The following is a 23,965-nucleotide window of genomic DNA, read 5'->3' on the forward strand; positions in this document are numbered from 1 at the left end:
CTTTCTGAAAAAATGGTATAATAGCAATCAAAACTAGAAAATAAAACGGAATTTGGAACAGATTTGTCTGTATCCTAGTAGAGTGGTGATACTATGAAGATTAGTAAGAGGCACTTATTAAATTATTCCATCTTGATTCCCTACTTGCTTTTATCTATTTTGGGCTTGATTGTGGTCTATTCGACCACCAGCGCTATTTTAATTGAAGAAGGCAAGAGCGCCTTGCAATTGGTTCGAAACCAAGGAATCTTTTGGATTGTTAGTTTGATACTGATTGCCTTAATTTATAAATTGAGACTAGATTTTTTGAGAAATGAGCGACTAATCATTTTAGTTATATTGATAGAAATGATTTTATTGTTCTTGGCTCGTTTTATTGGTATTTCCGTAAACGGGGCATACGGTTGGATTTCGGTTGCAGGAGTAACTATTCAGCCAGCTGAGTACTTGAAAATCATTATTATTTGGTATTTGGCTCACCGATTCTCCAAACAGCAAGAAGAAATAGCTATTTATGATTTTCAAGTTTTGACTCAAAATCAATGGCTTCCCCGTGCTTTTAATGATTGGCGATTCGTTCTCCTAGTTCTGATTGGAAGTTTGGGAATTTTCCCTGATTTAGGAAATGCAACTATCTTAGTCTTGGTTTCCTTGATTATGTATACAGTTAGCGGAATCGCTTATCGCTGGTTTTCAACCATTCTGGCGCTCGTATCTGCCGCTTCTGTCTTTGTCTTGACCACTATCAGCCTTATCGGTGTTGAGACCTTTTCAAAAATTCCAGTATTTGGCTATGTAGCCAAGCGCTTTAGTGCCTTTTTTAATCCTTTTGCCGATCGTGCTGATGCGGGTCACCAGTTATCTAATTCTTATTTTGCCATGGTCAATGGCGGTTGGTTTGGTCTAGGTCTTGGAAACTCGATTGAAAAACGAGGTTATTTACCAGAAGCTCATACAGACTTTGTCTTTTCTATCGTGATTGAAGAATTTGGCTTTGTTGGTGCCAGTCTTATTTTAGCTCTCTTGTTTTTCATGATTTTGCGGATTATCTTGGTCGGTATCCGAGCGGAGAATCCTTTCAATGCCATGGTTGCACTCGGTGTCGGAGGGATGATGTTGGTTCAGGTATTTGTCAATATCGGAGGGATTTCGGGCTTGATTCCATCCACAGGAGTAACCTTTCCCTTCTTATCCCAGGGTGGAAATAGTCTTCTAGTCTTATCAGTGGCAGTGGCCTTTGTCTTAAATATTGATGCCAGTGAAAAACGCGCTAAGTTGTACCGAGAATTGGAAAATCAACCAATGAACCTTCTGTGAAGTAGAATAAAGAAAGGATAGTCTATGTCTCTTCAAAAATTAGAAAATTATAGTAATAAAAGTGTTGTGCAAGAAGAAGTATTGATTCTAACAGAATTATTGGAAGATATTACTAAAAACATGCTTGCCCCAGAGACCTTTGAAAAAATCATGCAGTTGAAAGAATTGTCAACTCAAGAAGATTATCAAGGTCTAAACCGTCTAGTGACTAGCTTATCAAATGATGAAATGGTCTATATTTCACGCTATTTTTCAATCTTACCTCTTTTGATTAATATTTCAGAGGATGTGGATTTAGCTTATGAAATCAATCATCAAAATAATATTGATCAGGACTATTTAGGTAAATTATCTACAACGATCAAAATGGTTGCTGAAAAAGAAAATGCCGTTGAGATCCTAGAACACTTGAATGTTGTCCCTGTTTTGACAGCCCATCCAACACAAGTGCAACGCAAAAGTATGTTGGATTTAACAAATCATATCCATAGTCTTTTGCGTAAATACCGTGATGTTAAGTTGGGGTTGATCAATAAAGAAAAATGGCACAATGATTTGCGTCGTTACATCGAAATTATCATGCAGACAGACATGATTCGTGAGAAAAAATTAAAAGTGACTAACGAAATCACGAATGCTATGGAATATTACAACAGCTCCTTTTTGAAAGCTGTACCTCACTTGACGACGGAGTATAAGCGCTTAGCGCAAGCCCATGGGCTGAATTTAAAACAGGCTAAACCGATCACCATGGGTATGTGGATAGGTGGTGACCGTGATGGAAATCCATTTGTTACAGCAGAGACCTTGAAGCAGTCTGCACTCACTCAGTGTGAAGTCATCATGAACTACTACGATGAAAAGATTTACCAACTTTATCGTGAATTTTCTCTTTCAACTAGCATTGTCAATGTAAGTAAGCAAGTCAGAGAAATGGCTCGTCAATCCAAGGATAACTCGATTTATCGCGAAAAAGAGCTTTACCGTCGTGCCTTGTTTGATATTCAATCAAAAATTCAGGCAACTAAAACCTATCTGATTGATGATAAGGAAGTTGGGACTCGTTATGAAACCGCCAATGATTTTTACAAGGATTTGATTGCCATTCGAGATTCTCTACTGGAAAATAAGGGCGGGTCCTTGATTTCAGGTGATTTTGTGGAATTATTGCAGGCAGTAGAGATATTTGGTTTTTACCTAGCATCAATTGATATGCGACAAGACTCTAGCGTCTATGAAGCCTGTGTGGCAGAACTCTTGAAATCAGCAGGAATTCATTCTCGCTATAGCGAGTTGAGCGAAGAAGAAAAGTGTGACCTTCTCTTGAAAGAATTAGAAGAAGATCCACGAATTCTTTCTGCGACTCACGCAGAAAAATCAGAATTATTAGCAAAAGAACTAGCTATTTTTAAGACGGCTCGTGTTTTGAAAGATAAGTTGGGAGATGATGTCATCCGTCAGACCATCATTTCACATGCAACCAGCCTTTCTGATATGCTAGAATTAGCTATTTTATTAAAAGAAGTAGGACTGGTGGATACGGAAAGGGCGCGTGTTCAGATTGTTCCCCTTTTTGAAACAATTGAAGACTTGGATCATTCAGAGGAAACAATGAGACAATATCTTTCTCTTAGCCTTGCCAAAAAATGGATTGCCTCACGAAATAACTACCAAGAAATCATGCTTGGCTACTCTGACAGTAATAAAGATGGCGGTTACTTGTCATCATGTTGGACCCTCTACAAGGCTCAACAACAATTGACTGCTATTGGAGATGAATTTGGCGTTAAGGTTACCTTTTTCCATGGTCGTGGTGGTACTGTCGGTCGTGGTGGTGGGCCAACCTATGAAGCCATCACATCTCAACCGCTCAAGTCTATCAAGGATCGTATCCGCTTGACGGAGCAGGGTGAAGTAATTGGGAATAAATACGGTAATAAAGACGCCGCTTACTATAATCTTGAAATGCTAGTATCGGCAGCTATTAACCGTATGATTACTCAGAAGAAGAGCGATACCAATACCTCAAATCGTTATGAAGCCATTATGGATCAAGTAGTGAACCGTAGTTACGATATCTACCGTGATTTGGTCTTTGGTAATGAGCATTTCTATGATTATTTCTTCGAGTCAAGTCCAATCAAGGCTATTTCAAGTTTTAATATTGGTTCTCGTCCAGCCGCTCGTAAGACGATTACTGAAATCGGTGGTTTGCGTGCCATCCCTTGGGTCTTCTCATGGTCACAGAGTCGTGTTATGTTCCCTGGATGGTACGGGGTTGGTTCAAGCTTCAAGGAATTTATCGATAAAAATCCAGAGAATATTGCTATCTTACGAGATATGTACCAAAATTGGCCTTTCTTCCAATCGCTTCTTTCAAATGTTGATATGGTTTTGTCAAAATCAAATATGAATATTGCTTTTGAATATGCTAAACTTTGTGAAGACGAGCAAGTTAAGGCCATCTATGAGACTATTTTAAATGAATGGCAAGTTACTAAGAACGTTATCTTGGCTATTGAAGGACATGACGAACTCTTAGCTGACAATCCATATCTAAAAGCTAGTCTGGATTACCGTATGCCTTACTTTAATATTCTCAACTATATTCAGTTAGAGTTGATTAAACGCCAACGTCGTGGAGAATTGTCCAGTGATCAAGAACGATTGATTCATATCACCATCAACGGAATTGCAACAGGATTGCGTAATTCAGGTTGATAATTTTCAAGAGTGAATATCAAAAAAATTCTCAAAAAGTCTTGACAAGTAGTTGAAAAATGATATAATTTAACCATTCAGAAAAGTAATCATTCAAACTTTTTAGAGAGTCTGTGGTAGCTGAAAACAGATAAGTGATGATGATGAAAATTGGGCTGAATGTTATTTAGAATTTGAAATCATAAAAATTCGGTGAGCACACCTTACAGTGCATCTCGTTATTGCGAGACAGAGCGATAGGGAAATTCCCTATAATTGAGGTGGTACCGCGCATCGACGTCCTCACACAAGTTTTTTGTGTGAGGACTTTTTTGATGGAGGTTAGTATGGAAAGAAAACGATGGCGTCGCTTGTTTATACTCAATGAAAATCAAAAAGCAAACTAGGAAGCTAGCCGCAAGCTGTACTTGAGTACGGCAAGGCGACGCTGACGTGATTTGAAGAGATTTTCGAAGAGTATTAGATAAGTGAAGTATTTTAAAGGAAGTAAAAAGGAGAAATAGAATGAAAAATAAACGTTTAATTGGAATTATTGCTGCATTAGCAGTCTTAGTAGCAGGAAGCTTGATTTACTCTTCAATGAATAAACCAGAAGCTAAGAATGAGAAGAAAGTTGCCAAAGTTGGTGTCCTTCAGTTTGTGAGCCATCCATCTCTTGATTTGATTTATAAAGGGATCCAAGATGGACTTGCAGAAGAAGGTTATAAAGATGATCAACTTAAAATCGATTTTATGAACTCAGAAGGTGACCAAAGTAAGGTTGCAACAATGAGTAAACAATTGGTTGCAAATGGGAATGACCTTGTGGTTGGTATTGCAACACCAGCTGCTCAAGGTTTGGCTAGTGCAACAAAAGACCTACCAGTTATCATGGCTGCTATTACAGACCCAATTGGTGCTAACTTGGTTAAAGATTTGAAAAAACCAGGTGGCAACATTACAGGAGTGTCTGACCACAATCCAGCTCAACAACAAGTTGAACTCATCAAAGCTTTGACACCAAATGTGAAAACAATCGGAGCTCTTTACTCAAGTAGCGAAGATAATTCAAAAACACAGGTAGAAGAATTTAAGGTTTTTGCTGAAAAAGCAGGTTTGACAGTAGAAACATTTGCGGTTCCTTCAACAAATGAAATTGCTTCAACAGTCAATGTTATGACTAGCAAAGTTGATGCTATCTGGGTTCCAATTGATAACACAATCGCTTCAGCCTTCTCAACAGTTGTATCAAGCAACCAATCAGCTAAAAAACCAATCTACCCAAGCGCAACTGCCATGGTAGAAGCAGGTGGCTTGGCATCAGTTGTAGTTGACCAACACGACCTTGGTGTGGCAACAGGTAAAATGATTGCGCAAGTCTTGAAAGGTGCAAAACCAGCTGATACTCCAGTCAATGTCTTTTCAACTGGTAAGTCAGTAATTAACAAAAAATTGGCACAAGAGCTAGGTATTACGATTCCTGAATCTGTTCTAAAAGAAGCAGGACAAGTGATTGAATAATCTACAATGGAGGAGTTGGGGACATCTCCTCCAATTTTTTACAATAAAAATCATATAGAAAAGGTTAAGAAACAAATGATATTATCTATTATTTCTCAAGGATTTGTCTGGGCTATTTTAGGTCTGGGGATCTTTATGACATTTAGGATTTTAAACTTTCCAGATATGACAACAGAAGGTTCCTTCCCTCTTGGGGGAGCTGTTGCTGTCACTCTGATAACGAAAGGCGTGAACCCTTTTTTAGCGACACTGCTTGCTGTAGGAGCAGGTTGTTTGGCTGGAATGGCTGCAGGACTTCTTTATACAAAAGGGAAGATCCCAACCTTGCTCTCAGGGATTTTGGTGATGACTTCTTGCCACTCTATCATGCTCTTGATTATGGGGCGTGCAAACTTAGGACTGCTTGGAACCAAGCAAATTCAGGATGTTTTGCCTTTTGATTCAGATTTGAACCAACTCTTGACAGGTCTCATCTTTGTCAGTCTTGTTATTGCTCTCATGCTCTTTTTCTTGGATACCAAACTAGGACAAGCCTATATTGCTACAGGTGACAATCCTGATATGGCTAGAAGTTTCGGGATTCATACTGGACGCATGGAGCTTATGGGCTTGGTTTTATCAAATGGTGTGATTGCACTTGCAGGAGCTCTTATTGCCCAGCAAGAAGGGTATGCTGATGTATCTCGAGGAATTGGTGTCATCGTTGTGGGGCTTGCAAGTTTGATTATTGGGGAAGTTATCTTCAAGAGTTTGAGCTTGGCAGAACGTCTGGTTACCATCGTTGTAGGTTCTATCGCTTATCAATTCTTAGTGTGGGCAGTTATTGCGCTTGGATTTAACACAAGTTACCTTCGTCTATACAGTGCAGTGATTTTAGCAGTCTGCCTCATGATTCCAACATTTAAGCAAACCATCTTGAAAGGAGCCAAGTTAAGCAAATGACAGCAATTGTAGAATTAAAAAATGCAACCAAAGTCGTTAAAAATGGCTTTGATGAAGAAAAGATTATTTTAAATGATGTTTCATTAGAAATTTTTGAACAGGACTTTATCACGATTTTAGGTGGAAATGGTGCTGGGAAATCAACTCTCTTTAACACTATTGCAGGAACCTTGTCATTAACCAGTGGAACCATCCGTATTTTGGGTGAAGATGTTACCAAGTTTTCACCAGAAAAGCGGGCTAAGTATCTGTCTCGAGTCTTCCAAGATCCCAAGATGGGGACAGCTCCTCGTATGACAGTGGCAGAGAATCTCTTGATTGCCAAGTTTCGTGGTGAAAAGCGTGGACTGTTTCCGAGACGTCTGGCTAGCTATAAGGATGAATTTCAGTCAACCATTGAAAAAGTGGGAAACGGTCTTGAGAAACATTTGAATACACCGATTGAGTTTTTATCAGGTGGTCAAAGACAGGCTTTGAGTCTCTTGATGGCAACCTTGAAGCGTCCTGAATTACTCTTGTTAGACGAGCATACTGCAGCCCTTGATCCAAAGACCAGTGTGGCCTTGATGGAATTGACGGATGAATTTGTCAAGAAAGACCAGTTGACAGCGCTTATGATTACCCACCATATGGAAGATGCTCTTAAGTATGGCAATCGCTTAATTGTCATGAAAGAAGGACGAATTATCCAAGATTTGAAGCAAGAAGAAAAAGCAAAAATGAAAATCTCTGATTATTATCAACTCTTTGAATAAAGTAGGGAAAATGAGTGAAATGGTTTACTTTTTTTCTGAAATAAAGTATACTATATAAAGTAAACTATGATAACATGGAGGTATTGTGTATGGTTGACAAACAAGTCATTGAAGAAATCAAAAACAATGCCAACATTGTGGAAGTCATAGGTGATGTGATTTCTTTACAAAAGGCAGGACGGAACTATCTAGGGCTCTGTCCTTTTCATGGTGAAAAAACACCTTCTTTCAACGTTGTAGAGGACAAGCAGTTTTATCACTGTTTTGGTTGTGGTCGCTCTGGTGATGTTTTTAAGTTCATCGAGGAGTACCAAGGGGTTCCCTTTATGGAGGCTGTCCAAATCTTAGGTCAGCGTGTTGGGATTGAGGTGGAAAAACCGCTTTATAGTGAGCAGAAGCCAGTCTCACCTCACCAAGCTCTTTATGATATGCACGAAGATGCTGCCAAATTTTATCATGCCATTCTCATGACAACGACTATGGGGGAAGAGGCCAGAAACTACCTTTATCAGCGTGGTTTGACAGATGAAGTGCTCAAGCATTTTCGGATTGGTTTAGCACCTCCAGAACGAAACTATCTCTATCAACGTTTGGCTGGTCAGTATCGTGAAGAGGATTTCTTGGATTCGGGACTATTTTACCTCTCAGATGCCAATCAATTTGTAGACACCTTTCACAATCGGATTATGTTTCCCCTGACCAATGACCAGGGAAAGGTTATTGCCTTCTCAGGTCGTATCTGGCAGAAAACGGATTCACAAACTTCTAAGTATAAAAATAGCCGATCGACTGCAATTTTTAACAAAAGTTACGAATTATATCATATGGATAGGGCTAAAAAATCTTCTGGAAAAGCCAGTGAGATTTATCTGATGGAAGGATTCATGGATGTCATTGCAGCCTATCGGGCTGGAATCGAAAATGCTGTCGCATCTATGGGAACAGCTTTAAGTCGTGAGCATGTTGAGCATCTGAAAAGGCTAACCAAGAAGTTGGTTCTTGTTTACGATGGCGATAAGGCTGGGCAAGCTGCGACATTGAAAGCGCTGGACGAAATTGGTGATATACCTGTGCAAATTGTCAGCATGCCTGATAACTTGGATCCAGATGAGTATCTACAAAAAAATGGCCCAGAAGACTTGGCCTATCTATTAACGAAAACTCGTATTAGTCCGATTGAGTTCTACATTCACCAGTATAAGCCTGAAAATAGTGAAAATCTGCAGGCTCAGATTGAGTTTATTGAAAAAATAGCTCCCTTGATTGTTCAAGAAAAGTCTATCACTGCTCAAAACAGTTATATTCATATTTTAGCTGACAGTTTGGCGTCCTTTGATTATGTCCAGATTGAGCAGATTGTTAATGAAAGCCGTCAGGCACAAAGGCAGAATCGCATGGAAGGAATTTCCAGACCGACGCCAATCACTATGCCTGTCACCAAGCAGTTATCGGCTATTATGAGGGCAGAAGCCCATCTACTTTATCGAATGATGGAATCCCCTCTTGTTTTGAACGATTACCGCTTGCGAGAAGACTTTGCATTTGCTACACCTGAATTTCAGGTCCTATATGACTTGCTTGGTCAGTATGGCAATCTTCCTCCAGAAGTTTTAGCAGAACAGACAGAGGAAGTTGAAAGAGCTTGGTACCAAGTCTTAGCTCAGGATTTGCCTGCTGAGATGTCACCGCAGGAATTAAGTGAAGTAGAAATGACTCGAAACAAGGCTCTCTTGAATCAGGACAATATGAGAATCAAAAAGAAGGTGCAGGAAGCTAGCCATGTAGGAGATACAGACACAGCCCTAGAAGAATTGGAACGTTTAATTTCCCAAAAGAGAAGAATGGAGTAATAATGGCAACAAAACAAAAAGAAGTAACAACATTTGATGTACAAGTAGCAGAATTTATCCGTAATCATAAGCAAAAAGGGACAGCAACAGATGATGAAATCAATGCTAGTCTTGTCGTTCCTTTTACCTTGGACGCTGATGGGATTGAAGATCTCTTGCAACGGATTCAGGATGCGGGAATTTCTATCACAGATAACGAAGGAAATCCAAGTGCGCGTGTTCTTAGTGCAGAAGAAGAGCCAGAACTCAGCGATGAGGACTTGATTGGGTCGACTTCGGCTAAGGTCAACGACCCTGTCCGTATGTACTTGAAAGAAATCGGAGTCGTTCCTCTCTTGACCAATGAAGAGGAAAAAGAGTTAGCACTGGCTGTTGAAGCGGGTGACATCGAAGCTAAACAACGCCTTGCGGAAGCCAACCTTCGTTTGGTTGTTTCTATTGCTAAACGCTATGTCGGCCGTGGTATGCAGTTTCTTGACTTGATTCAAGAAGGGAACATGGGCTTGATGAAGGCGGTTGACAAGTTTGACTATTCTAAAGGATTCAAGTTCTCAACTTATGCAACTTGGTGGATTCGTCAGGCTATCACTCGTGCTATTGCGGACCAAGCTCGTACCATCCGTATCCCAGTCCACATGGTTGAAACGATTAACAAGCTTGTTCGTGAACAGCGGAATCTCCTTCAAGAATTGGGACAAGATCCAACACCAGAACAAATCGCTGAACGAATGGATATGACACCTGATAAGGTTCGTGAAATCTTGAAGATTGCCCAAGAACCGGTATCCCTTGAAACTCCAATCGGTGAAGAGGATGATAGCCACCTTGGGGACTTTATCGAAGATGAAGTGATTGAAAATCCAGTGGACTATACAACTCGTATCGTCTTGCGTGAGCAGTTGGATGAGGTCTTGGATACTCTTACAGACCGTGAAGAAAATGTTCTACGTCTCCGTTTCGGGCTAGATGATGGAAAAATGCGCACCCTTGAAGATGTGGGTAAAGTCTTTAATGTGACTCGCGAGCGTATCCGTCAGATTGAAGCTAAGGCTTTGAGAAAACTACGTCAACCAAGTCGCAGCAAACCGCTTCGTGATTTTATTGAAGACTAAGAGTGAGGATAAATATGGCTTATACAGAAGAGCAAATTGAAAACATCAAAACACGAATTTTAACAGCCTTGGAAGAAGTTATCGACCCTGAGTTGGGAATCGATATTGTCAATCTTGGTTTGATCTATGAGATTCGTTTTGACGGCGACACAGGACAAACAGAGATTGATATGACGTTGACAACTATGGGTTGTCCCCTAGCAGACCTTTTGACAGACCAGATTTATGATGCCATGACAGAGGTTCCAGAAGTAACGGATACTGAGGTTAAATTAGTCTGGTATCCAGCCTGGACAGTTGAAAAAATGAGTCGCTATGCACGCATTGCCCTAGGCATTAAGTAAACAAATAAAAGCATGTGAGAGATTATTGGAAGAGCGAGGAAATTTCCCCCTCTTTTCCTCTAGTCTCTCCTTTCTTTTGCTGATTTTATTCAAAGAAAATGATATAATAGTAGTTATGGAAAAAAAGAAATTACGCATCAATATGTTGAGTTCAAGTGAGAAAGTGGCAGGACAAGGAGTTTCAGGTGCCTACCGTGAATTAGTTCGTCTTCTTCACCGTGATGCCAAGGACCAATTGATTGTTACAGAAAATCTTCCAGTAGAGGCAGATGTGACTCACTTTCATACAATTGATTTCCCCTATTATTTGTCAACATTTCAAAAGAAACGCTCAGGAAGGAAAATTGGCTATGTGCATTTCTTGCCTGATACACTTGAGGGGAGTTTGAAAATTCCATTTTTCTTAAAGGGAATTGTGAAACGCTATGTATTTTCTTTTTACAACCGGATGGAGCACTTGGTTGTGGTCAATCCTATGTTTATCGAGGATTTGGTGGCAGCTGGTATTCCACGTGAAAAAGTGACCTATATTCCTAACTTTGTAAACAAGGAAAAATGGCATCCTCTTCCACAGGAAGAGGTAGCGAGACTGCGTACAGAGCTAGGTCTTAGTGACAATCAGTTTATCGTAGTAGGTGCTGGTCAAGTTCAGAAACGCAAAGGGATTGATGATTTTATCCGTCTGGCTGAGGAATTGCCTCAGATTACCTTTATCTGGGCTGGTGGTTTCTCTTTTGGTGGTATGACAGATGGTTATGAACGCTACAAGAAAATGATGGAAAATCCTCCTAAAAATTTGATTTTTCCAGGTATTGTATCGCCAGAGCGGATGCGCGAATTGTATGCCCTAGCGGACCTTTTCTTGTTGCCTAGTTACAATGAACTCTTTCCGATGACTATTTTAGAAGCTGCTAGTTGTGAAGCTCCTATTATGTTGCGTGATTTAGATCTTTATAAGGTAATTTTGGAGGGCAATTATCGGGCGACAGCAGATAGAGAAGAGATGAAAGAGGCTATTTTGGAATATCAAGCAAATCCTGCTGCCTTAAAAGATCTTAAAGAAAAGGCTAAGAATATTTCTAGAGAGTATTCTGAAGAACATCTGTTACAAATCTGGTTGGACTTTTATGAGAAACAAGCCGCTTTAGGGAGAAAGTAAAAAGTGAGGTAATCTATGCGAATTGGTTTATTTACAGATACCTATTTTCCTCAGGTTTCAGGTGTTGCGACCAGTATTCGAACCTTGAAAACAGAACTTGAAAAGCAGGGGCATGCTGTTTTTATCTTTACGACGACAGATAAGGATGTCAATCGTTATGAAGATTGGCAAATTATCCGCATTCCAAGTGTTCCTTTCTTTGCTTTTAAGGATCGCCGCTTTGCCTATCGAGGATTCAGCAAAGCACTGGAAATTGCTAAACAGTATCAGCTGGATATCATCCATACTCAGACAGAATTTTCTCTTGGCTTGTTGGGGATTTGGATTGCGCGTGAATTGAAGATTCCAGTCATCCATACCTATCACACACAATACGAAGACTATGTCCACTATATTGCGAAGGGGATGTTGATTCGTCCTAGTATGGTAAAGTACTTAGTAAGAGGTTTCCTGCATGATGTGGATGGAGTCATTTGCCCGAGTGAGATTGTCCATGACTTGCTATCTGACTATAAGGTCAAGGTTGAAAAACGGGTCATTCCTACTGGGATTGAATTAGCCAAGTTTGAGCGTCCAGAAATCAAGCAGGAAAATTTGAAAGAACTACGTAGTAAATTAGGGATTCAAGATGGTGAAAAGATGTTGCTGAGTCTTTCGAGAATTTCCTATGAAAAAAATATTCAGGCAGTATTAGCAGCCTTTGCAGAAGTTCTGAAAGAGGAGGACAAGGTTAAACTGGTGGTAGCTGGGGATGGTCCTTATCTGAATGACCTCAAAGAGCAAGCCCAGAAACTAGAGATTCAAGACTCGGTCATCTTTACAGGGATGATTGCTCCTAGTGAGACAGCTCTTTATTATAAGGCGGCGGATTTCTTCATCTCGGCATCGACAAGTGAAACCCAAGGCTTGACCTACTTGGAAAGCTTAGCTAGTGGGACTCCTGTCATTGCTCATGGAAATCCTTATCTGGACAATCTTATCAGTGACAAAATGTTTGGAACCTTGTATTACGGTGAACATGATTTGGCTGGAGCTATTTTAGAGGCCTTGATTGCAACGCCAGATATGAATGAGCATACCTTATCAGAGAAATTGTATGAGATTTCAGCTGAGAACTTTGGAAAACGAGTGCATGAGTTTTATCTGGATGCCATTATTTCAAATAACTTCCAGAAAGATTTGGCTAAAGATGATACGGTTAGTCAGCGTATCTTTAAGACAGTTTTGTATCTACCGCAAAAGGTGGTCGCTGTACCGGTAAAAGGCTCTAGACGCATGCTGAAGGCTTCAAAAACACAGTTAATCAGCATAAGAGATTATTGGAAAGACCATGAAGAATAGAAAGAGGAACAGCTATGAAAAAACAATTAATGAGAAGTGGGCATGACAAAAAGATTGCGGGTGTTTGTGCCGGAGTGGCCCATTATCTTGATATGGATCCAACTATCGTTCGCGTAATATGGGGTGTTTTTGCTTGCTGTTACGGAGCGGGAATTGTAGCTTATATCATTTTATGGATGATCGCACCTGTAGCAAGTGACTATTGAAAACTAGCTCAATTCATGCTAAGATAATAGAAAATAGAATGTAACGAAGGAGAAAAAAATGGCATTTGGAGATAATGGAAATCGTAAAAAAACTATGTTTGAGAAAATAACCTTGTTTATCGTGATTATCATGCTAGTAGCAAGTTTATTGGGAATTTTTGCAACTGCAATTGGTGCCCTCAGTAATCTATAAAATAGATTCAAGAAAATTTAGTGACTGGGATTTCCCAGCCCTTTTCTAAAGTGAGAAGAAAAAATGAGTATGTTTTTAGATACAGCTAAGATCAAGGTCAAGGCTGGTAATGGTGGTGATGGCATGGTTGCCTTTCGCCGTGAAAAATATGTCCCTAATGGTGGTCCTTGGGGTGGTGATGGTGGTCGTGGAGGCAATGTCGTCTTCGTTGTAGACGAAGGTTTGCGTACTTTGATGGATTTCCGCTACAATCGTCATTTCAAGGCTGATTCTGGTGAGAAAGGAATGACCAAAGGGATGCATGGCCGTGGTGCTGAGGATCTTAGAGTTCGAGTGCCGCAAGGTACGACTGTCCGTGATGCAGAGACTGGCAAAGTTTTAACAGATTTGATTGAACATGGGCAAGAATTTATTGTAGCCCACGGTGGTCGTGGTGGACGTGGAAATATTCGTTTCGCGACACCAAAAAATCCTGCACCGGAAATCTCTGAAAATGGAGAACCAGGTCAGGAGCGTGAGTTACAATTGGAACTAAAAATCTTGGCAGATGTCGGTTTAGTAGGATTCCCATCTGTAGGGAAATCAACACTTTTAAGTGTTATTACCTCAGCTAAACCTAAAATTGGTGCCTACCACTTTACGACCATTGTGCCAAATCTAGGTATGGTTCGTACCCAATCAGGTGAATCCTTTGCAGTAGCTGATTTACCAGGTTTGATTGAAGGGGCTAGTCAAGGAGTTGGTCTGGGAACCCAGTTCCTCCGCCACATCGAGCGTACACGTGTCATCCTTCACATCATTGATATGTCAGCTAGCGAAGGCCGTGATCCATATGAGGATTATCTTGCCATCAATAAAGAACTGGAGTCATACAATCTTCGCCTCATGGAGCGTCCACAGATTATTGTAGCCAATAAGATGGATATGCCTGAAAGTCAGGAAAATCTTGAAGAATTCAAGAAAAAATTGGCTGAAAACTATGATGAATTTGAAGAGTTACCAGCTATCTTCCCGATTTCTGGATTGACTAAGCAAGGTCTGGCAACACTTTTGGATGCTACAGCTGAATTGTTAGACAAGACACCAGAATTCTTGCTCTACGATGAGTCTGATATGGAAGAAGAAGCCTACTACGGCTTTGACGAGGAAGAGAAAGACTTTGAAATTAGCCGTGATGACGATGCGACATGGGTACTTTCTGGTGAAAAACTCATGAAACTCTTTAATATGACCAACTTTGATCGTGATGAATCTGTCATGAAATTTGCCCGCCAACTTCGTGGTATGGGGGTTGATGAAGCCCTTCGTGCGCGTGGTGCTAAAGATGGTGACTTGGTCCGAATTGGTAAATTTGAGTTTGAATTTGTAGACTAGGAGACTGATATGGGAGATAAACCGATATCTTTCCGAGATGCGGATGGCAACTTCGTCTCCGCCGCAGACGTTTGGAATGAAAAGAAATTGGAAGAACTATTTAATCGTCTCAATCCAAATCGTGCTCTGAGATTGGCACGAACTAAAAAAGAAAATCCATCTCAGTAAAGAAGATAAAAAAATTCCGTGCCTCATCAGACACGGGATTTTGTTATTCTTCAAAGAAAAATGGTGGAGCGAATTTTTTCAATTCTTCAAAGCATTTTTGAGCAGCTTCTGCATCTTCGCAGATGACGAGACAGACATCATCGCCACAGAGAGTAGCGATAGCGTCAGGGAAGCTCAAAGCATCAATGATAGAACCAAAGGATTGAGCCAGTCCAGGAAGGGTTTTTAGTAGGACTTGGTGTTGAACTGGGTGCATCAAGACAAGGGCGTCTTCCATGTAGAGTTCGAGACGTTTTTCCCATTTTGAGATAGAACCTGTATTAAGCACGTAGTAAGAGTTATCCTCTTCGCGGACTTTTGACAGATTCATATTTTTGATGTCGCGTGAGAGAGTTGCCTGGGTAACTTGAATGTCGTTATCAGCAAGAAGGGCTTGCAACTCAGCCTGTGTATGAATCTTGTTTTTTGCAACAAGAGCGCGTATGAGTTGGTGTCGGTGTTCAGATTTATTCATAATAATGTAACTCCTTTTTTAGTGAGGTATGGTAAGTGTGGACTGAGCGAGGTCGACAGTCAAGTGGTAGTCGGTATTGTCACGGATGGTGATTTCAAAGTCAGTAGTATAGAGAACTAAACGAAGAGTATCTCCTTCTTTTAACTTGTAAATAGTTGGTTGCAGTTCAAATTGCACATCCATCCATTCATCTGCAGTAATATCCTCTACTAACAGTAAATTATTTCTATTTTGTAAATTAAGGTAACCTTTTGTCACGACGCGTTGTGCATTTTCACGAAAAGGCAATTCGTTAAGATTTTCCAACATGTAGTAGCGTCCATTATCAATGGTTCTAGAACCTAAAATAGCTGGATAAGGTTGTAGGTATTTCTTCTGTCCAAATTCTAGCAGTTGGGCAGATAAGAGCCCCTTATTTGTACTGGATTTGATACGAAGATTAAGTTGGGCACGACCGTTCAAGTGAAGATCCTTAGTCACAGGAAGGTCAATAGTAATCTGATTGACTTTCCCTTGATAGAGTTCTGTATTGAAGGTCTGGTAAGTCTTACCATAACGCTCAAAATCTTTATCTGAGTACTGGTTTTGAATAGCTTGTTCTTCTTGCCCAAGTGAGAAGGTTTCAAAGTTTTTTTGCCCACCGAAGTTATCAAGTGATAACCAAGTCTGAGGGGCTGTATTGTCCTGCCAGATAACAGTAGGAAGTTGGAAATCTGTATCTTGTCCCAGTAATTTCTTTGTCAACAAAGCATTCATGGACTCACGGAAGTCAATGGACTGCCAGTTGTTCATGTAAACATGGGCACCATTATGGAAAAAGAGATGCTTGTTGATATGTGCAGGAAGAGTATGGAACATCTGGTAAACATGAAGTGGTTTGACATTCCAATCCTGAGAACCATGAGTAAAGACAACCTCTGCCTTTACTTTATGGGCATTGAGCAGATAATTGCGGTCATGCCAAAACTGGTTATAGTCGCCAGACTTGCGATCAAGTTGCTCTTTTACTTTTTCTAAGTCAGTTTGGTGAGCTACATTGCCACGGATATAGTCGCCAGCCAAGAGATTACGAGAATAGGTTAACTCAGCAAGGGAGTCAAAGTCCTCACCTGGATAGCCACCTGGGCTAGTCACCAGACCGTTTTCACGGTAGTAGTTGTACCATGAAGAAATGCCAGCCTCAGCAATGATAACCTCTAAACCATCGACTCCTGTAGTGGCAAGGCCGTTTGACATGGTACCTAGATAGGAAAGTCCAGTTGTGGCTACTTTTCCATTTGACCAGTCAGCCTTGACTTGACGCTGGCGCGTGTGGTCAGTAAAGGCACGGCAACGGCCATTGAGCCAGTCGATGACATTTTTATAAGCTTCGATTTGTTGGTAGTCTCCGTTAGTCATGAAACCAGTAGAGTCTTTGGTACCAACACCTGACACATAGAGATTAGCAAAACCTCGTGGAAGGAAGTAGTCGTTGAGTGTATAGCTAGAGTTGATGTGACTTAGCTTTTCCTCAGCTTCCGACACAAGCTCAGCTTGGCCTTGGGGTTGGACGAGATTGAGTTGAGGTTCCTCTAGTTCAATCTTATGAGCAGGTTTAACCTCAAGCTCGCCCTCCATCTTGTAGAGAGCCTTATCGCTTGCCTTGTCATTTGTTCCCTGATGATAAGGGCTGGCTGTCATGATAGCAGGGATTTTTCCATCAAAACGAGGACGAATAATGCTAACCTTGACTAAGTCTGGTAGACCTTTTTGGTCGGTATCGACACGAGACTCAACGTAAACAACTTCACGAATGACATCATGGCTGGAAAAAGTTGCTAAACTCTTGCCGTTAAAGTAGTGGTAGTTATTATCCTCCGGAATAAGACCATCGCTTACCAGTTGATCAATCAGGGTATTCCCCTTTTTGGTGCGAGTATTGAGTAACTGATAGAGATTTTCAATCAATTCACCGTATACAATAGGAAATCCAGTCTCTTTACGAAAAGCTTCACTGTCTTCGAAGTCAATCAAATAAGAAAAGCCTAAAAGTTGAAAGGCGATAGTATAAAAAATATCTGCTGTCAAGTCTTTGTCAGATTTGAAAAAAGTTAATATGTTAGTTTCTTTATCTACAGCCAAGCAGGAGAGTGGATAGTCGATGTTCTCATAGGTGAAAAATAAGCGACGTAAAAAAGTTTCCAGTAATTCCTTGGGACTGGCTGTGTTTTGTAAATCAAAGCCATATTTTTTTAGTTCAGATAAGATATTTTCTTTTGGGAAAGTGATATAACTATATTGATTAAAACGCATAGAACCTCCATATAGAATGATAGTTAAGGTTATTATATCAAAAAAAAAGCAGAAAGGGAATTGTTAACTGTAAAAGGAAATAATCCAATAAAAATGAATAAAGTGCTAAATTTAATATAGAGAACAGTGTAATAATAGACGTAATAGGTATAATATAAAAATTCTAGGAGATTTATATTATATGTTTTCTATTTTGTATATAATATAGTATAAATATAAAAAATGATGACAAAAATACAAATGAATAGAAAGTAAATTAGTAAGCTGATGAAATTTTTCTCAAGAGAAGCCTTTTATAGGTGAAAATGGTATAATATAGTGAGAAGGATAGAGGAGAAGTGTAAATTGATCGCACAACTAGATACAAAAACAGTCTATAGTTTTATGGAGAGCGTTATTTCGATCGAAAAGTATGTGAGAGCAGCTAAAGAATTCGGCTACACTCATCTGGCTATGATGGATATTGATAATCTTTATGGTGCTTTTGACTTTCTAGAGGTTACAAAAAAATATGGCATTCATCCTTTATTAGGGCTTGAAATGACTGTATTTGTGGATGCTCAGGAAGTGAATCTGCGCTTTTTAGCTCTATCTAGTGTGGGATATCAGCAGTTAATGAAGCTTTCAACAGCCAAGATGCAGGGGGAGAAAAGTTGGTCAGTTCTATCTCAGTATCTAGAGGATATTGCGGTAATTGTGCCTTATTTTGATGGACTGGAGTTGTTAAATCTAGGCTGTGATTACTATATTGGAGTTTATCCAGAAACACTGACAAGCGAATTTCATCATCCTATCTTACCACTTTATCGAGTCAATGCCTTTGAAAGTAGGGATAGTGAAGTTCTGCAAGTGCTAACAGCGATTAAAGAAAACCTACCCCTCAGAGAAGTCCCTTTGCGCTCGCGACAAGATGTTTTTATATCAGCAAGTTCTTTAGAGAAATTATTCCAAGAACGATTTCCGCAAGCCTTATACAATTTAGAAAAGCTGATTTCAGGCATTTCTTATGATTTGGATACTAGTCTGAAACTGCCTCGTTTTAATCCAGCTAGACCAGCAGTAGAAGAGTTGAGAGAGCGTGCTGAACTGGGGCTTGCTCAGAAGGGGTTGTCTAGTAAAGAATATCAAGACCGTCTAGACCAAGAATTGGCTGTTATTCATGATATGGGCTTTGATGATTATTTCTTGGTTGTCTGGGATTTGCTGCGTTTTGGACGTTCGAATGGCTATTATATGGGAATGGGACGGGGTTCTGCAGTAGGTAGCTTGGTTTCCTATGCCTTGGATATTACAGGGATTGACCCAGTAGAGAAAAATCTGATTTTTGAACGCTTTCTCAATCGTGAACGCTATACCATGCCTGATATTGATATTGATATTCCAGATATTTATCGTCCAGATTTTATCAGGTATGTTGGCAATAAATATGGCAGTAAACATGCTGCTCAAATCGTTACTTTTTCAACCTTTGGAGCCAAGCAAGCTCTACGAGATGTATTGAAACGCTTTGGTGTTCCAGAATATGAATTATCCGTAATTACCAAGAAAATCAGTTTCCGTGATAATCTCAAGTCAGCCTATGAGGATAATCTCCAGTTTCGTCAGCAAATCAATAGTAAGTTAGAATACCAAAAAGCCTTTGAGATTGCTTGCAAGATTGAGGGCTATCCAAGACAAACCTCTGTCCATGCGGCTGGTGTTGTGATTAGCGACCAAGATTTGACCAACTACATTCCTCTAAAGCATGGTGATGAAATTCCACTGACTCAGTATGATGCTCATGGAGTTGAAGCTAGTGGGCTTTTGAAAATGGACTTTCTGGGACTACGAAATTTGACCTTTGTCCAGAAGATGCAAGAGTTGCTTGCTGAATCAGAAGGTATTCATCTGAAAATAGAAGAAATTGATTTGGAAGACAAAGAAACGCTAGCTCTTTTTGCTTCTGGCAATACAAAAGGTATCTTTCAATTTGAGCAACCTGGTGCTATTCGCCTGCTCAAACGTGTGCAACCAGTCTGTTTTGAGGATGTCGTAGCGACTACTTCCCTAAATCGACCAGGTGCTAGTGATTATATCAATAATTTTGTGGCAAGAAAGCATGGGCAGGAAGAAGTGACAGTTCTGGATCCAGCTCTGGAGGATATTTTGGCTCCAACCTATGGCATTATGCTCTATCAGGAGCAGGTTATGCAGGTTGCTCAGCGATTTGCTGGATTTAGTCTCGGGAAAGCCGATATTTTGCGTCGAGCTATGGGGAAAAAGGATGCCTCTGCCATGCATGAGATGAGGGCTTCCTTTATTCAAGGAGCTTTAGAAGCTGGTCATACTGCGGAAAAGGCAGAGCAGGTCTTTGATGTCATGGAAAAGTTTGCAGGTTATGGTTTTAACAGGTCACACGCCTATGCCTACTCAGCCTTGGCCTTCCAGTTGGCTTATTTCAAAACGCATTATCCAGCTATTTTTTATCAGGTCATGTTGAATTCTGCCAACAGTGATTACTTAATAGATGCACTTGAAGCAGGTTTTGAAGTGGCGCCTCTGTCCATCAATACTATTCCCTATCACGATAAAATTTCCAACAAGTCTATCTATCTAGGTTTGAAATCGATTAAGGGAGTCAGCAATGATTTGGCACTTTGGATTCTTGAAAATAGACCTTATTCTAACATTGAAGATTTTATAGCTAAATTACCTGAAAATTATCTGAAACTTCCTCTGCTAGAACCTTTGGTAAAAGTTGGGCTTTTCGATTCATTTGAAAAAAATCGCCAAAAAGTATTCAATAATTTAGTTAATCTATTTGAATTTGTAAAAGAGTTAGGAAGTTTGTTTGGAGATACTATTTATAGTTGGCAGGAATCGGAAGATTGGACAGATCAAGAAAAATTCTATATGGAACAAGAGCTTTTAGGGATAGGTGTCAGCAAACATCCCCTACAAGCTATTGCAAGTAAGGCTATTTACCCGATTACCCCAATCGGAAATTTATCAGAAAATAGCTACGCTATTATTTTGGTTGAAGTTCAGAAAATAAAAGTAATTCGTACCAAAAAGGGTGAAAATATGGCTTTCTTACAGGTGGATGATAGTAAGAAAAAATTGGATGTCACTCTCTTTTCAGACTTATATCGTCAGGTTGGGCAGGAAATAAAAGAGGGAGCCTTCTATTATATAAAAGGAAAAATCCAGTCACGTGATGGTCGTCTGCAAATGATTGCACAAGAAATAAGAGAAGCAGTTGCTGAACGCTTTTGGATACAGGTGAAAAATCATGACTCGGATCAAGAAATTTCGAGAATTTTAGACCAGTATAAAGGTCCAATCCCAGTCATCATCAGGTATGAAGAGGAACAGAAAACAATCGTTTCTCCCCATCATTTTGTAGCTAAATCCAATGAATTAGAAGCGAAATTGAATGAAATCGTTATGAAAACGATTTATCGCTAAAAATACGGAAAATAGAAGAATTTTAAAATCAAATGTGGTATAATCAATAAGAATGTTAAAAGAAAAAGGAGCATAACCAATATGAAACGTATTGCTGTTTTGACTAGTGGTGGAGACGCCCCTGGTATGAACGCTGCTATCCGCGCAGTTGTTCGTCAAGCAATTTCAGAAGGAATGGAAGTGTTTGGTATCTATGACGGATATGCTGGTATGGTTGCCGGTGAAATTCATCCCCTAGATGCAGCTTCAGTAGGAGACATCATTTCTCGTGGTGGTACTTTCCTTCACTCAGCTCGTTACCCAGAGTTCGCTCAACTTGAAGGGCAACTTAAAGGGATTGAGCAATTGAAAAAACACGGAATTGAAGGTGTAGTTGTTATCGGTGGTGACGGATCTTACCACGGTGCTATGCGTTTGACTGAACATGGCTTCCCAGCTATCGGTCTTCCAGGTACAATCGATAACGATATCGTTGGTACTGACTTCACAATCGGTTTTGACACAGCGGTTACAACTGCTATGGACGCTATCGATAAGATTCGTGATACGTCATCAAGTCACCGTCGTACTTTTGTAATCGAAGTTATGGGACGTAACGCTGGTGATATCGCTCTTTGGGCTGGTATTGCAACTGGTGCTGATGAAATCATCATTCCTGAAGAAGGATTCAAGATTGAAGATATCGTAGAAAGCATTAAATGTGGTTATGAGTGTGGTAAAAAACAAAATATCATCGTCTTGGCAGAAGGTGTGATGTCAGCAGCTGAATTTGGTAAAAAACTAAAAGAAGCTGGGGATACAAGCGACCTTCGTGTGACAGAACTTGGACATATTCAACGTGGTGGTTCTCCAACTGCGCGTGACCGTGTATTGGCGTCACGTATGGGTGCCCATGCTGTTAAACTTCTTAAAGAAGGTATCGGTGGTGTTGCGGTTGGTATCCGTAACGAGAAAATGGTTGAAAATCCAATTCTTGGTACTGCAGAAGAAGGAGCATTGTTTAGCCTTACTGCAGAAGGTAAGATTGTGGTTAACAACCCACACAAAGCCGATATTGAGCTATCTAGCTTGAATAAGAGCTTGTCATAATTTACAATTTAGTTAATAAGACCAAAAAGGTCATATATATAAAGGAGTCACAAAAATCATGAACAAACGTGTAAAAATCGTTGCAACTTTGGGTCCTGCGGTAGAAATCCGTGGTGGTAAAAAATTCGGTGAGGACGGATACTGGGGTGAAAAACTTGATGTTGAAGCTTCAGCTAAAAACATTGCTAAATTGATTGAAGCTGGTGCTAACACATTCCGTTTCAACTTCTCACACGGTGACCACCAAGAACAAGGTGAGCGTATGGCAACTGTTAAACTTGCTGAAAAACTTGCAGGTAAAAAAGTTGGTTTCCTTCTTGATACAAAAGGACCTGAAATCCGTACAGAATTGTTCGAAGGTGAAGCTAAAGAATATTCATACAAAACTGGTGAAAAAATCCGTGTTGCAACTAAACAAGGAATCAAATCAACTCGTGAAGTGATTGCATTGAACGTTGCTGGTGCTCTTGATATCTATGATGATGTTGAAGTTGGTCGTCAAGTTTTGGTTGACGATGGTAAACTTGGTCTTCGTGTGGTTGCTAAAGATGACGCAACTCGTGAATTTGAAGTTGAAGTTGAAAACGATGGTATCATCGCTAAACAAAAAGGTGTGAACATTCCTAACACTAAAATTCCTTTCCCAGCTCTTGCTGAACGCGATAACGACGATATCCGCTTCGGTCTTGAACAAGGTATCAACTTCATCGCTATTTCATTCGTACGTACTGCAAAAGACGTGAACGAAGTTCGTGCAATCTGTGAAGAAACTGGAAACGGACACGTTCAATTGTTCGCTAAAATCGAAAACCAACAAGGTATCGATAACTTGGATGAAATCATTGAAGCAGCTGATGGTATCATGATCGCTCGTGGTGACATGGGTATCGAAGTACCATTCGAAATGGTTCCAGTTTACCAAAAAATGATTATCACTAAAGTCAATGCTGCAGGTAAAGTTGTTATCACTGCAACAAACATGCTTGAAACAATGACTGAAAAACCACGTGCAACTCGTTCAGAAGTATCAGACGTATTCAACGCTGTTATCGACGGAACTGACGCAACAATGCTTTCAGGTGAGTCTGCAAACGGTAAATACCCACTTGAGTCAGTAACTACAATGGCTACAATCGATAAGAACGCTCAAACTCTCCTTAACGAATACGGACGTTTGAACTCAGATTCATTCGAACGTAACTCTAAGACAGAAGTAATGGCTTCAGCTGTTAAAGATGCTACTAACTCAATGGACATTAAATTGGTTGTAACTCTTACTAAGACAGGTCACACTGCACGTTTGATCTCTAAATACCGTCCAAATGCTGACATCTTGGCATTGACATTCGACGAATTGACAGAACGTGGGTTGATGTTGAACTGGGGTGTTATCCCAATGTTGACAGATGCTCCATCTTCAACTGACGATATGTTCGAAATTGCTGAACGTAAAGCAGTTGAAGCAGGTCTTGTACAATCTGGTGACGATATCGTTATCGTAGCTGGTGTACCACTTGGAGAAGCTGTACGTACAAACACAATGCGTATCCGCACAGTACGTTAATTAAAATGAAAAAAGCCTATCATATCAAGCTTTCTAGCCTGTATGATGGGCTTTTTTGGGCTCTTTGTCAACTGTAG

The 23,965-nt window shown here is 40.1% G+C and carries 19 protein-coding genes and 1 other annotated feature; of the genes, 17 read left to right on the plus strand and 2 right to left on the minus strand.

Features of this window, described 5'->3' with window-relative positions; genetic code table 11:
* Window positions 1-93 precede the first annotated feature (93 nt).
* The 14 genes from HT732_RS03710 to HT732_RS03775 all read left to right on the plus strand — a co-directional run bounded on the left by HT732_RS03710 (window position 94) and on the right by HT732_RS03775 (window position 14,982).
* Complete coding sequence (locus HT732_RS03710; RefSeq protein WP_173254000.1) at window positions 94-1,317, plus strand: FtsW/RodA/SpoVE family cell cycle protein; 1,224 nt, start codon at window positions 94-96, stop codon at window positions 1,315-1,317.
* Window positions 1,318-1,341: 24 nt separating this feature from the next.
* Window positions 1,342-4,038 (plus strand): phosphoenolpyruvate carboxylase, encoded by a 2,697-nt coding sequence (gene ppc, locus HT732_RS03715; protein WP_173254001.1) that lies wholly within the window; start codon window positions 1,342-1,344, stop codon window positions 4,036-4,038.
* A 69-nt stretch (window positions 4,039-4,107) separates the two neighbouring features.
* Window positions 4,108-4,325: a binding site (T-box leader), on the plus strand.
* 217 nt (window positions 4,326-4,542) lie between these two features.
* On the plus strand, window positions 4,543-5,538 hold the full coding sequence (trpX, locus tag HT732_RS03720; RefSeq protein ID WP_173254002.1) for a tryptophan ABC transporter substrate-binding protein: 996 nt from the start codon (window positions 4,543-4,545) through the stop codon (window positions 5,536-5,538).
* A gap of 75 nt (window positions 5,539-5,613) precedes the next feature.
* Window positions 5,614-6,480: an ABC transporter permease gene (locus HT732_RS03725; protein WP_025171903.1), complete on the plus strand. Its 867-nt coding sequence runs from the start codon at window positions 5,614-5,616 to the stop codon at window positions 6,478-6,480.
* The gene (locus tag HT732_RS03730) at window positions 6,477-7,235 is read left to right on the plus strand and encodes an ABC transporter ATP-binding protein (protein ID WP_173254003.1); all 759 of its coding nucleotides are present in this window, start codon (window positions 6,477-6,479) and stop codon (window positions 7,233-7,235) included. The genes HT732_RS03725 and HT732_RS03730 overlap by 4 nt, the downstream gene beginning before the upstream one ends.
* 89 nt (window positions 7,236-7,324) lie before the next feature.
* Complete coding sequence (gene dnaG, locus HT732_RS03735; protein WP_173254004.1) at window positions 7,325-9,085, plus strand: DNA primase; 1,761 nt, start codon at window positions 7,325-7,327, stop codon at window positions 9,083-9,085.
* 2 nt (window positions 9,086-9,087) lie between these two features.
* Window positions 9,088-10,197: an RNA polymerase sigma factor RpoD gene (gene rpoD / locus HT732_RS03740; RefSeq protein ID WP_000201905.1), complete on the plus strand. Its 1,110-nt coding sequence runs from the start codon at window positions 9,088-9,090 to the stop codon at window positions 10,195-10,197.
* Between the two features lie 14 nt (window positions 10,198-10,211).
* Window positions 10,212-10,541, plus strand: coding sequence for a metal-sulfur cluster assembly factor (locus HT732_RS03745; protein ID WP_000331929.1), 330 nt, complete (start codon window positions 10,212-10,214; stop codon window positions 10,539-10,541).
* A gap of 115 nt (window positions 10,542-10,656) precedes the next feature.
* Window positions 10,657-11,700, plus strand: a complete 1,044-nt coding sequence (cpoA, locus tag HT732_RS03750; RefSeq protein WP_240155826.1) for an alpha-galactosylglucosyldiacylglycerol synthase — start codon at window positions 10,657-10,659, stop codon at window positions 11,698-11,700.
* Between the two features lie 15 nt (window positions 11,701-11,715).
* Window positions 11,716-13,041 (plus strand): glycosyltransferase family 4 protein, encoded by a 1,326-nt coding sequence (locus tag HT732_RS03755; protein ID WP_173254006.1) that lies wholly within the window; start codon window positions 11,716-11,718, stop codon window positions 13,039-13,041.
* A gap of 29 nt (window positions 13,042-13,070) precedes the next feature.
* A complete protein-coding gene (locus tag HT732_RS03760; protein WP_173254017.1) occupies window positions 13,071-13,247 on the plus strand; it encodes a PspC domain-containing protein in 177 nt (58 codons plus the stop codon).
* A 58-nt stretch (window positions 13,248-13,305) separates the two neighbouring features.
* On the plus strand, window positions 13,306-13,440 hold the full coding sequence (locus HT732_RS03765; protein WP_000863859.1) for a DUF4044 domain-containing protein: 135 nt from the start codon (window positions 13,306-13,308) through the stop codon (window positions 13,438-13,440).
* Between the two features lie 63 nt (window positions 13,441-13,503).
* Window positions 13,504-14,814 carry a GTPase ObgE gene (gene obgE, locus HT732_RS03770; protein ID WP_173254007.1) on the plus strand — a complete coding sequence of 437 codons (1,311 nt, stop codon included), beginning with the start codon at window positions 13,504-13,506 and terminating at the stop codon, window positions 14,812-14,814.
* A gap of 9 nt (window positions 14,815-14,823) precedes the next feature.
* A complete protein-coding gene (locus HT732_RS03775; RefSeq protein WP_001808548.1) occupies window positions 14,824-14,982 on the plus strand; it encodes a hypothetical protein in 159 nt (52 codons plus the stop codon).
* 43 nt (window positions 14,983-15,025) lie between these two features.
* On the opposite strand, the gene HT732_RS03780 is transcribed toward HT732_RS03775, so the two are convergent.
* The gene (locus HT732_RS03780) at window positions 15,026-15,496 is read right to left on the minus strand and encodes an arginine repressor (RefSeq protein WP_049511790.1); all 471 of its coding nucleotides are present in this window, start codon (window positions 15,494-15,496) and stop codon (window positions 15,026-15,028) included.
* Window positions 15,497-15,514: 18 nt separating this feature from the next.
* Complete coding sequence (locus HT732_RS03785) at window positions 15,515-17,788, minus strand: Xaa-Pro dipeptidyl-peptidase (RefSeq protein ID WP_173254008.1); 2,274 nt, start codon at window positions 17,786-17,788, stop codon at window positions 15,515-15,517.
* A gap of 345 nt (window positions 17,789-18,133) precedes the next feature.
* On the opposite strand from HT732_RS03785, the gene HT732_RS03790 reads away from it, so the two are divergent.
* The 3 genes from HT732_RS03790 (at window position 18,134) to pyk (ending at window position 23,888) form a co-directional block, all read left to right on the plus strand.
* A complete protein-coding gene (locus tag HT732_RS03790; RefSeq protein WP_173254009.1) occupies window positions 18,134-21,235 on the plus strand; it encodes a DNA polymerase III subunit alpha in 3,102 nt (1,033 codons plus the stop codon).
* 81 nt (window positions 21,236-21,316) lie between these two features.
* Window positions 21,317-22,324, plus strand: coding sequence for a 6-phosphofructokinase (gene pfkA, locus HT732_RS03795; protein ID WP_173254010.1), 1,008 nt, complete (start codon window positions 21,317-21,319; stop codon window positions 22,322-22,324).
* Window positions 22,325-22,382: 58 nt separating this feature from the next.
* Window positions 22,383-23,888 (plus strand): pyruvate kinase, encoded by a 1,506-nt coding sequence (gene pyk, locus HT732_RS03800; protein ID WP_001042819.1) that lies wholly within the window; start codon window positions 22,383-22,385, stop codon window positions 23,886-23,888.
* The last annotated feature ends 77 nt before the right edge of the window (window positions 23,889-23,965 follow it).

It is taken from the genome of Streptococcus sp. 5346 (assembly GCF_013277455.1).
Classification (GTDB): Bacteria; Bacillota; Bacilli; order Lactobacillales; family Streptococcaceae; genus Streptococcus.

What these genes read in the sequence shown, in the direction of transcription:
- HT732_RS03710 (WP_173254000.1), top strand. Translation starts at nt 94, where the DNA reads ATGAAGATTAGTAAGAGGCACTTATTAAATTATTCCATCTTGATTCCC.
- ppc (WP_173254001.1), top strand. Translation starts at nt 1,342, where the DNA reads ATGTCTCTTCAAAAATTAGAAAATTATAGTAATAAAAGTGTTGTGCAA.
- trpX (WP_173254002.1), top strand. Translation starts at nt 4,543, where the DNA reads ATGAAAAATAAACGTTTAATTGGAATTATTGCTGCATTAGCAGTCTTA.
- HT732_RS03725 (WP_025171903.1), top strand. Translation starts at nt 5,614, where the DNA reads ATGATATTATCTATTATTTCTCAAGGATTTGTCTGGGCTATTTTAGGT.
- HT732_RS03730 (WP_173254003.1), top strand. Translation starts at nt 6,477, where the DNA reads ATGACAGCAATTGTAGAATTAAAAAATGCAACCAAAGTCGTTAAAAAT.
- dnaG (WP_173254004.1), top strand. Translation starts at nt 7,325, where the DNA reads ATGGTTGACAAACAAGTCATTGAAGAAATCAAAAACAATGCCAACATT.
- rpoD (WP_000201905.1), top strand. Translation starts at nt 9,088, where the DNA reads ATGGCAACAAAACAAAAAGAAGTAACAACATTTGATGTACAAGTAGCA.
- HT732_RS03745 (WP_000331929.1), top strand. Translation starts at nt 10,212, where the DNA reads ATGGCTTATACAGAAGAGCAAATTGAAAACATCAAAACACGAATTTTA.
- cpoA (WP_240155826.1), top strand. Translation starts at nt 10,657, where the DNA reads ATGGAAAAAAAGAAATTACGCATCAATATGTTGAGTTCAAGTGAGAAA.
- HT732_RS03755 (WP_173254006.1), top strand. Translation starts at nt 11,716, where the DNA reads ATGCGAATTGGTTTATTTACAGATACCTATTTTCCTCAGGTTTCAGGT.
- HT732_RS03760 (WP_173254017.1), top strand. Translation starts at nt 13,071, where the DNA reads ATGAGAAGTGGGCATGACAAAAAGATTGCGGGTGTTTGTGCCGGAGTG.
- HT732_RS03765 (WP_000863859.1), top strand. Translation starts at nt 13,306, where the DNA reads ATGGCATTTGGAGATAATGGAAATCGTAAAAAAACTATGTTTGAGAAA.
- obgE (WP_173254007.1), top strand. Translation starts at nt 13,504, where the DNA reads ATGAGTATGTTTTTAGATACAGCTAAGATCAAGGTCAAGGCTGGTAAT.
- HT732_RS03775 (WP_001808548.1), top strand. Translation starts at nt 14,824, where the DNA reads ATGGGAGATAAACCGATATCTTTCCGAGATGCGGATGGCAACTTCGTC.
- HT732_RS03780 (WP_049511790.1), bottom strand. Translation starts at nt 15,496, where the DNA reads ATGAATAAATCTGAACACCGACACCAACTCATACGCGCTCTTGTTGCA.
- HT732_RS03785 (WP_173254008.1), bottom strand. Translation starts at nt 17,788, where the DNA reads ATGCGTTTTAATCAATATAGTTATATCACTTTCCCAAAAGAAAATATC.
- pfkA (WP_173254010.1), top strand. Translation starts at nt 21,317, where the DNA reads ATGAAACGTATTGCTGTTTTGACTAGTGGTGGAGACGCCCCTGGTATG.
- pyk (WP_001042819.1), top strand. Translation starts at nt 22,383, where the DNA reads ATGAACAAACGTGTAAAAATCGTTGCAACTTTGGGTCCTGCGGTAGAA.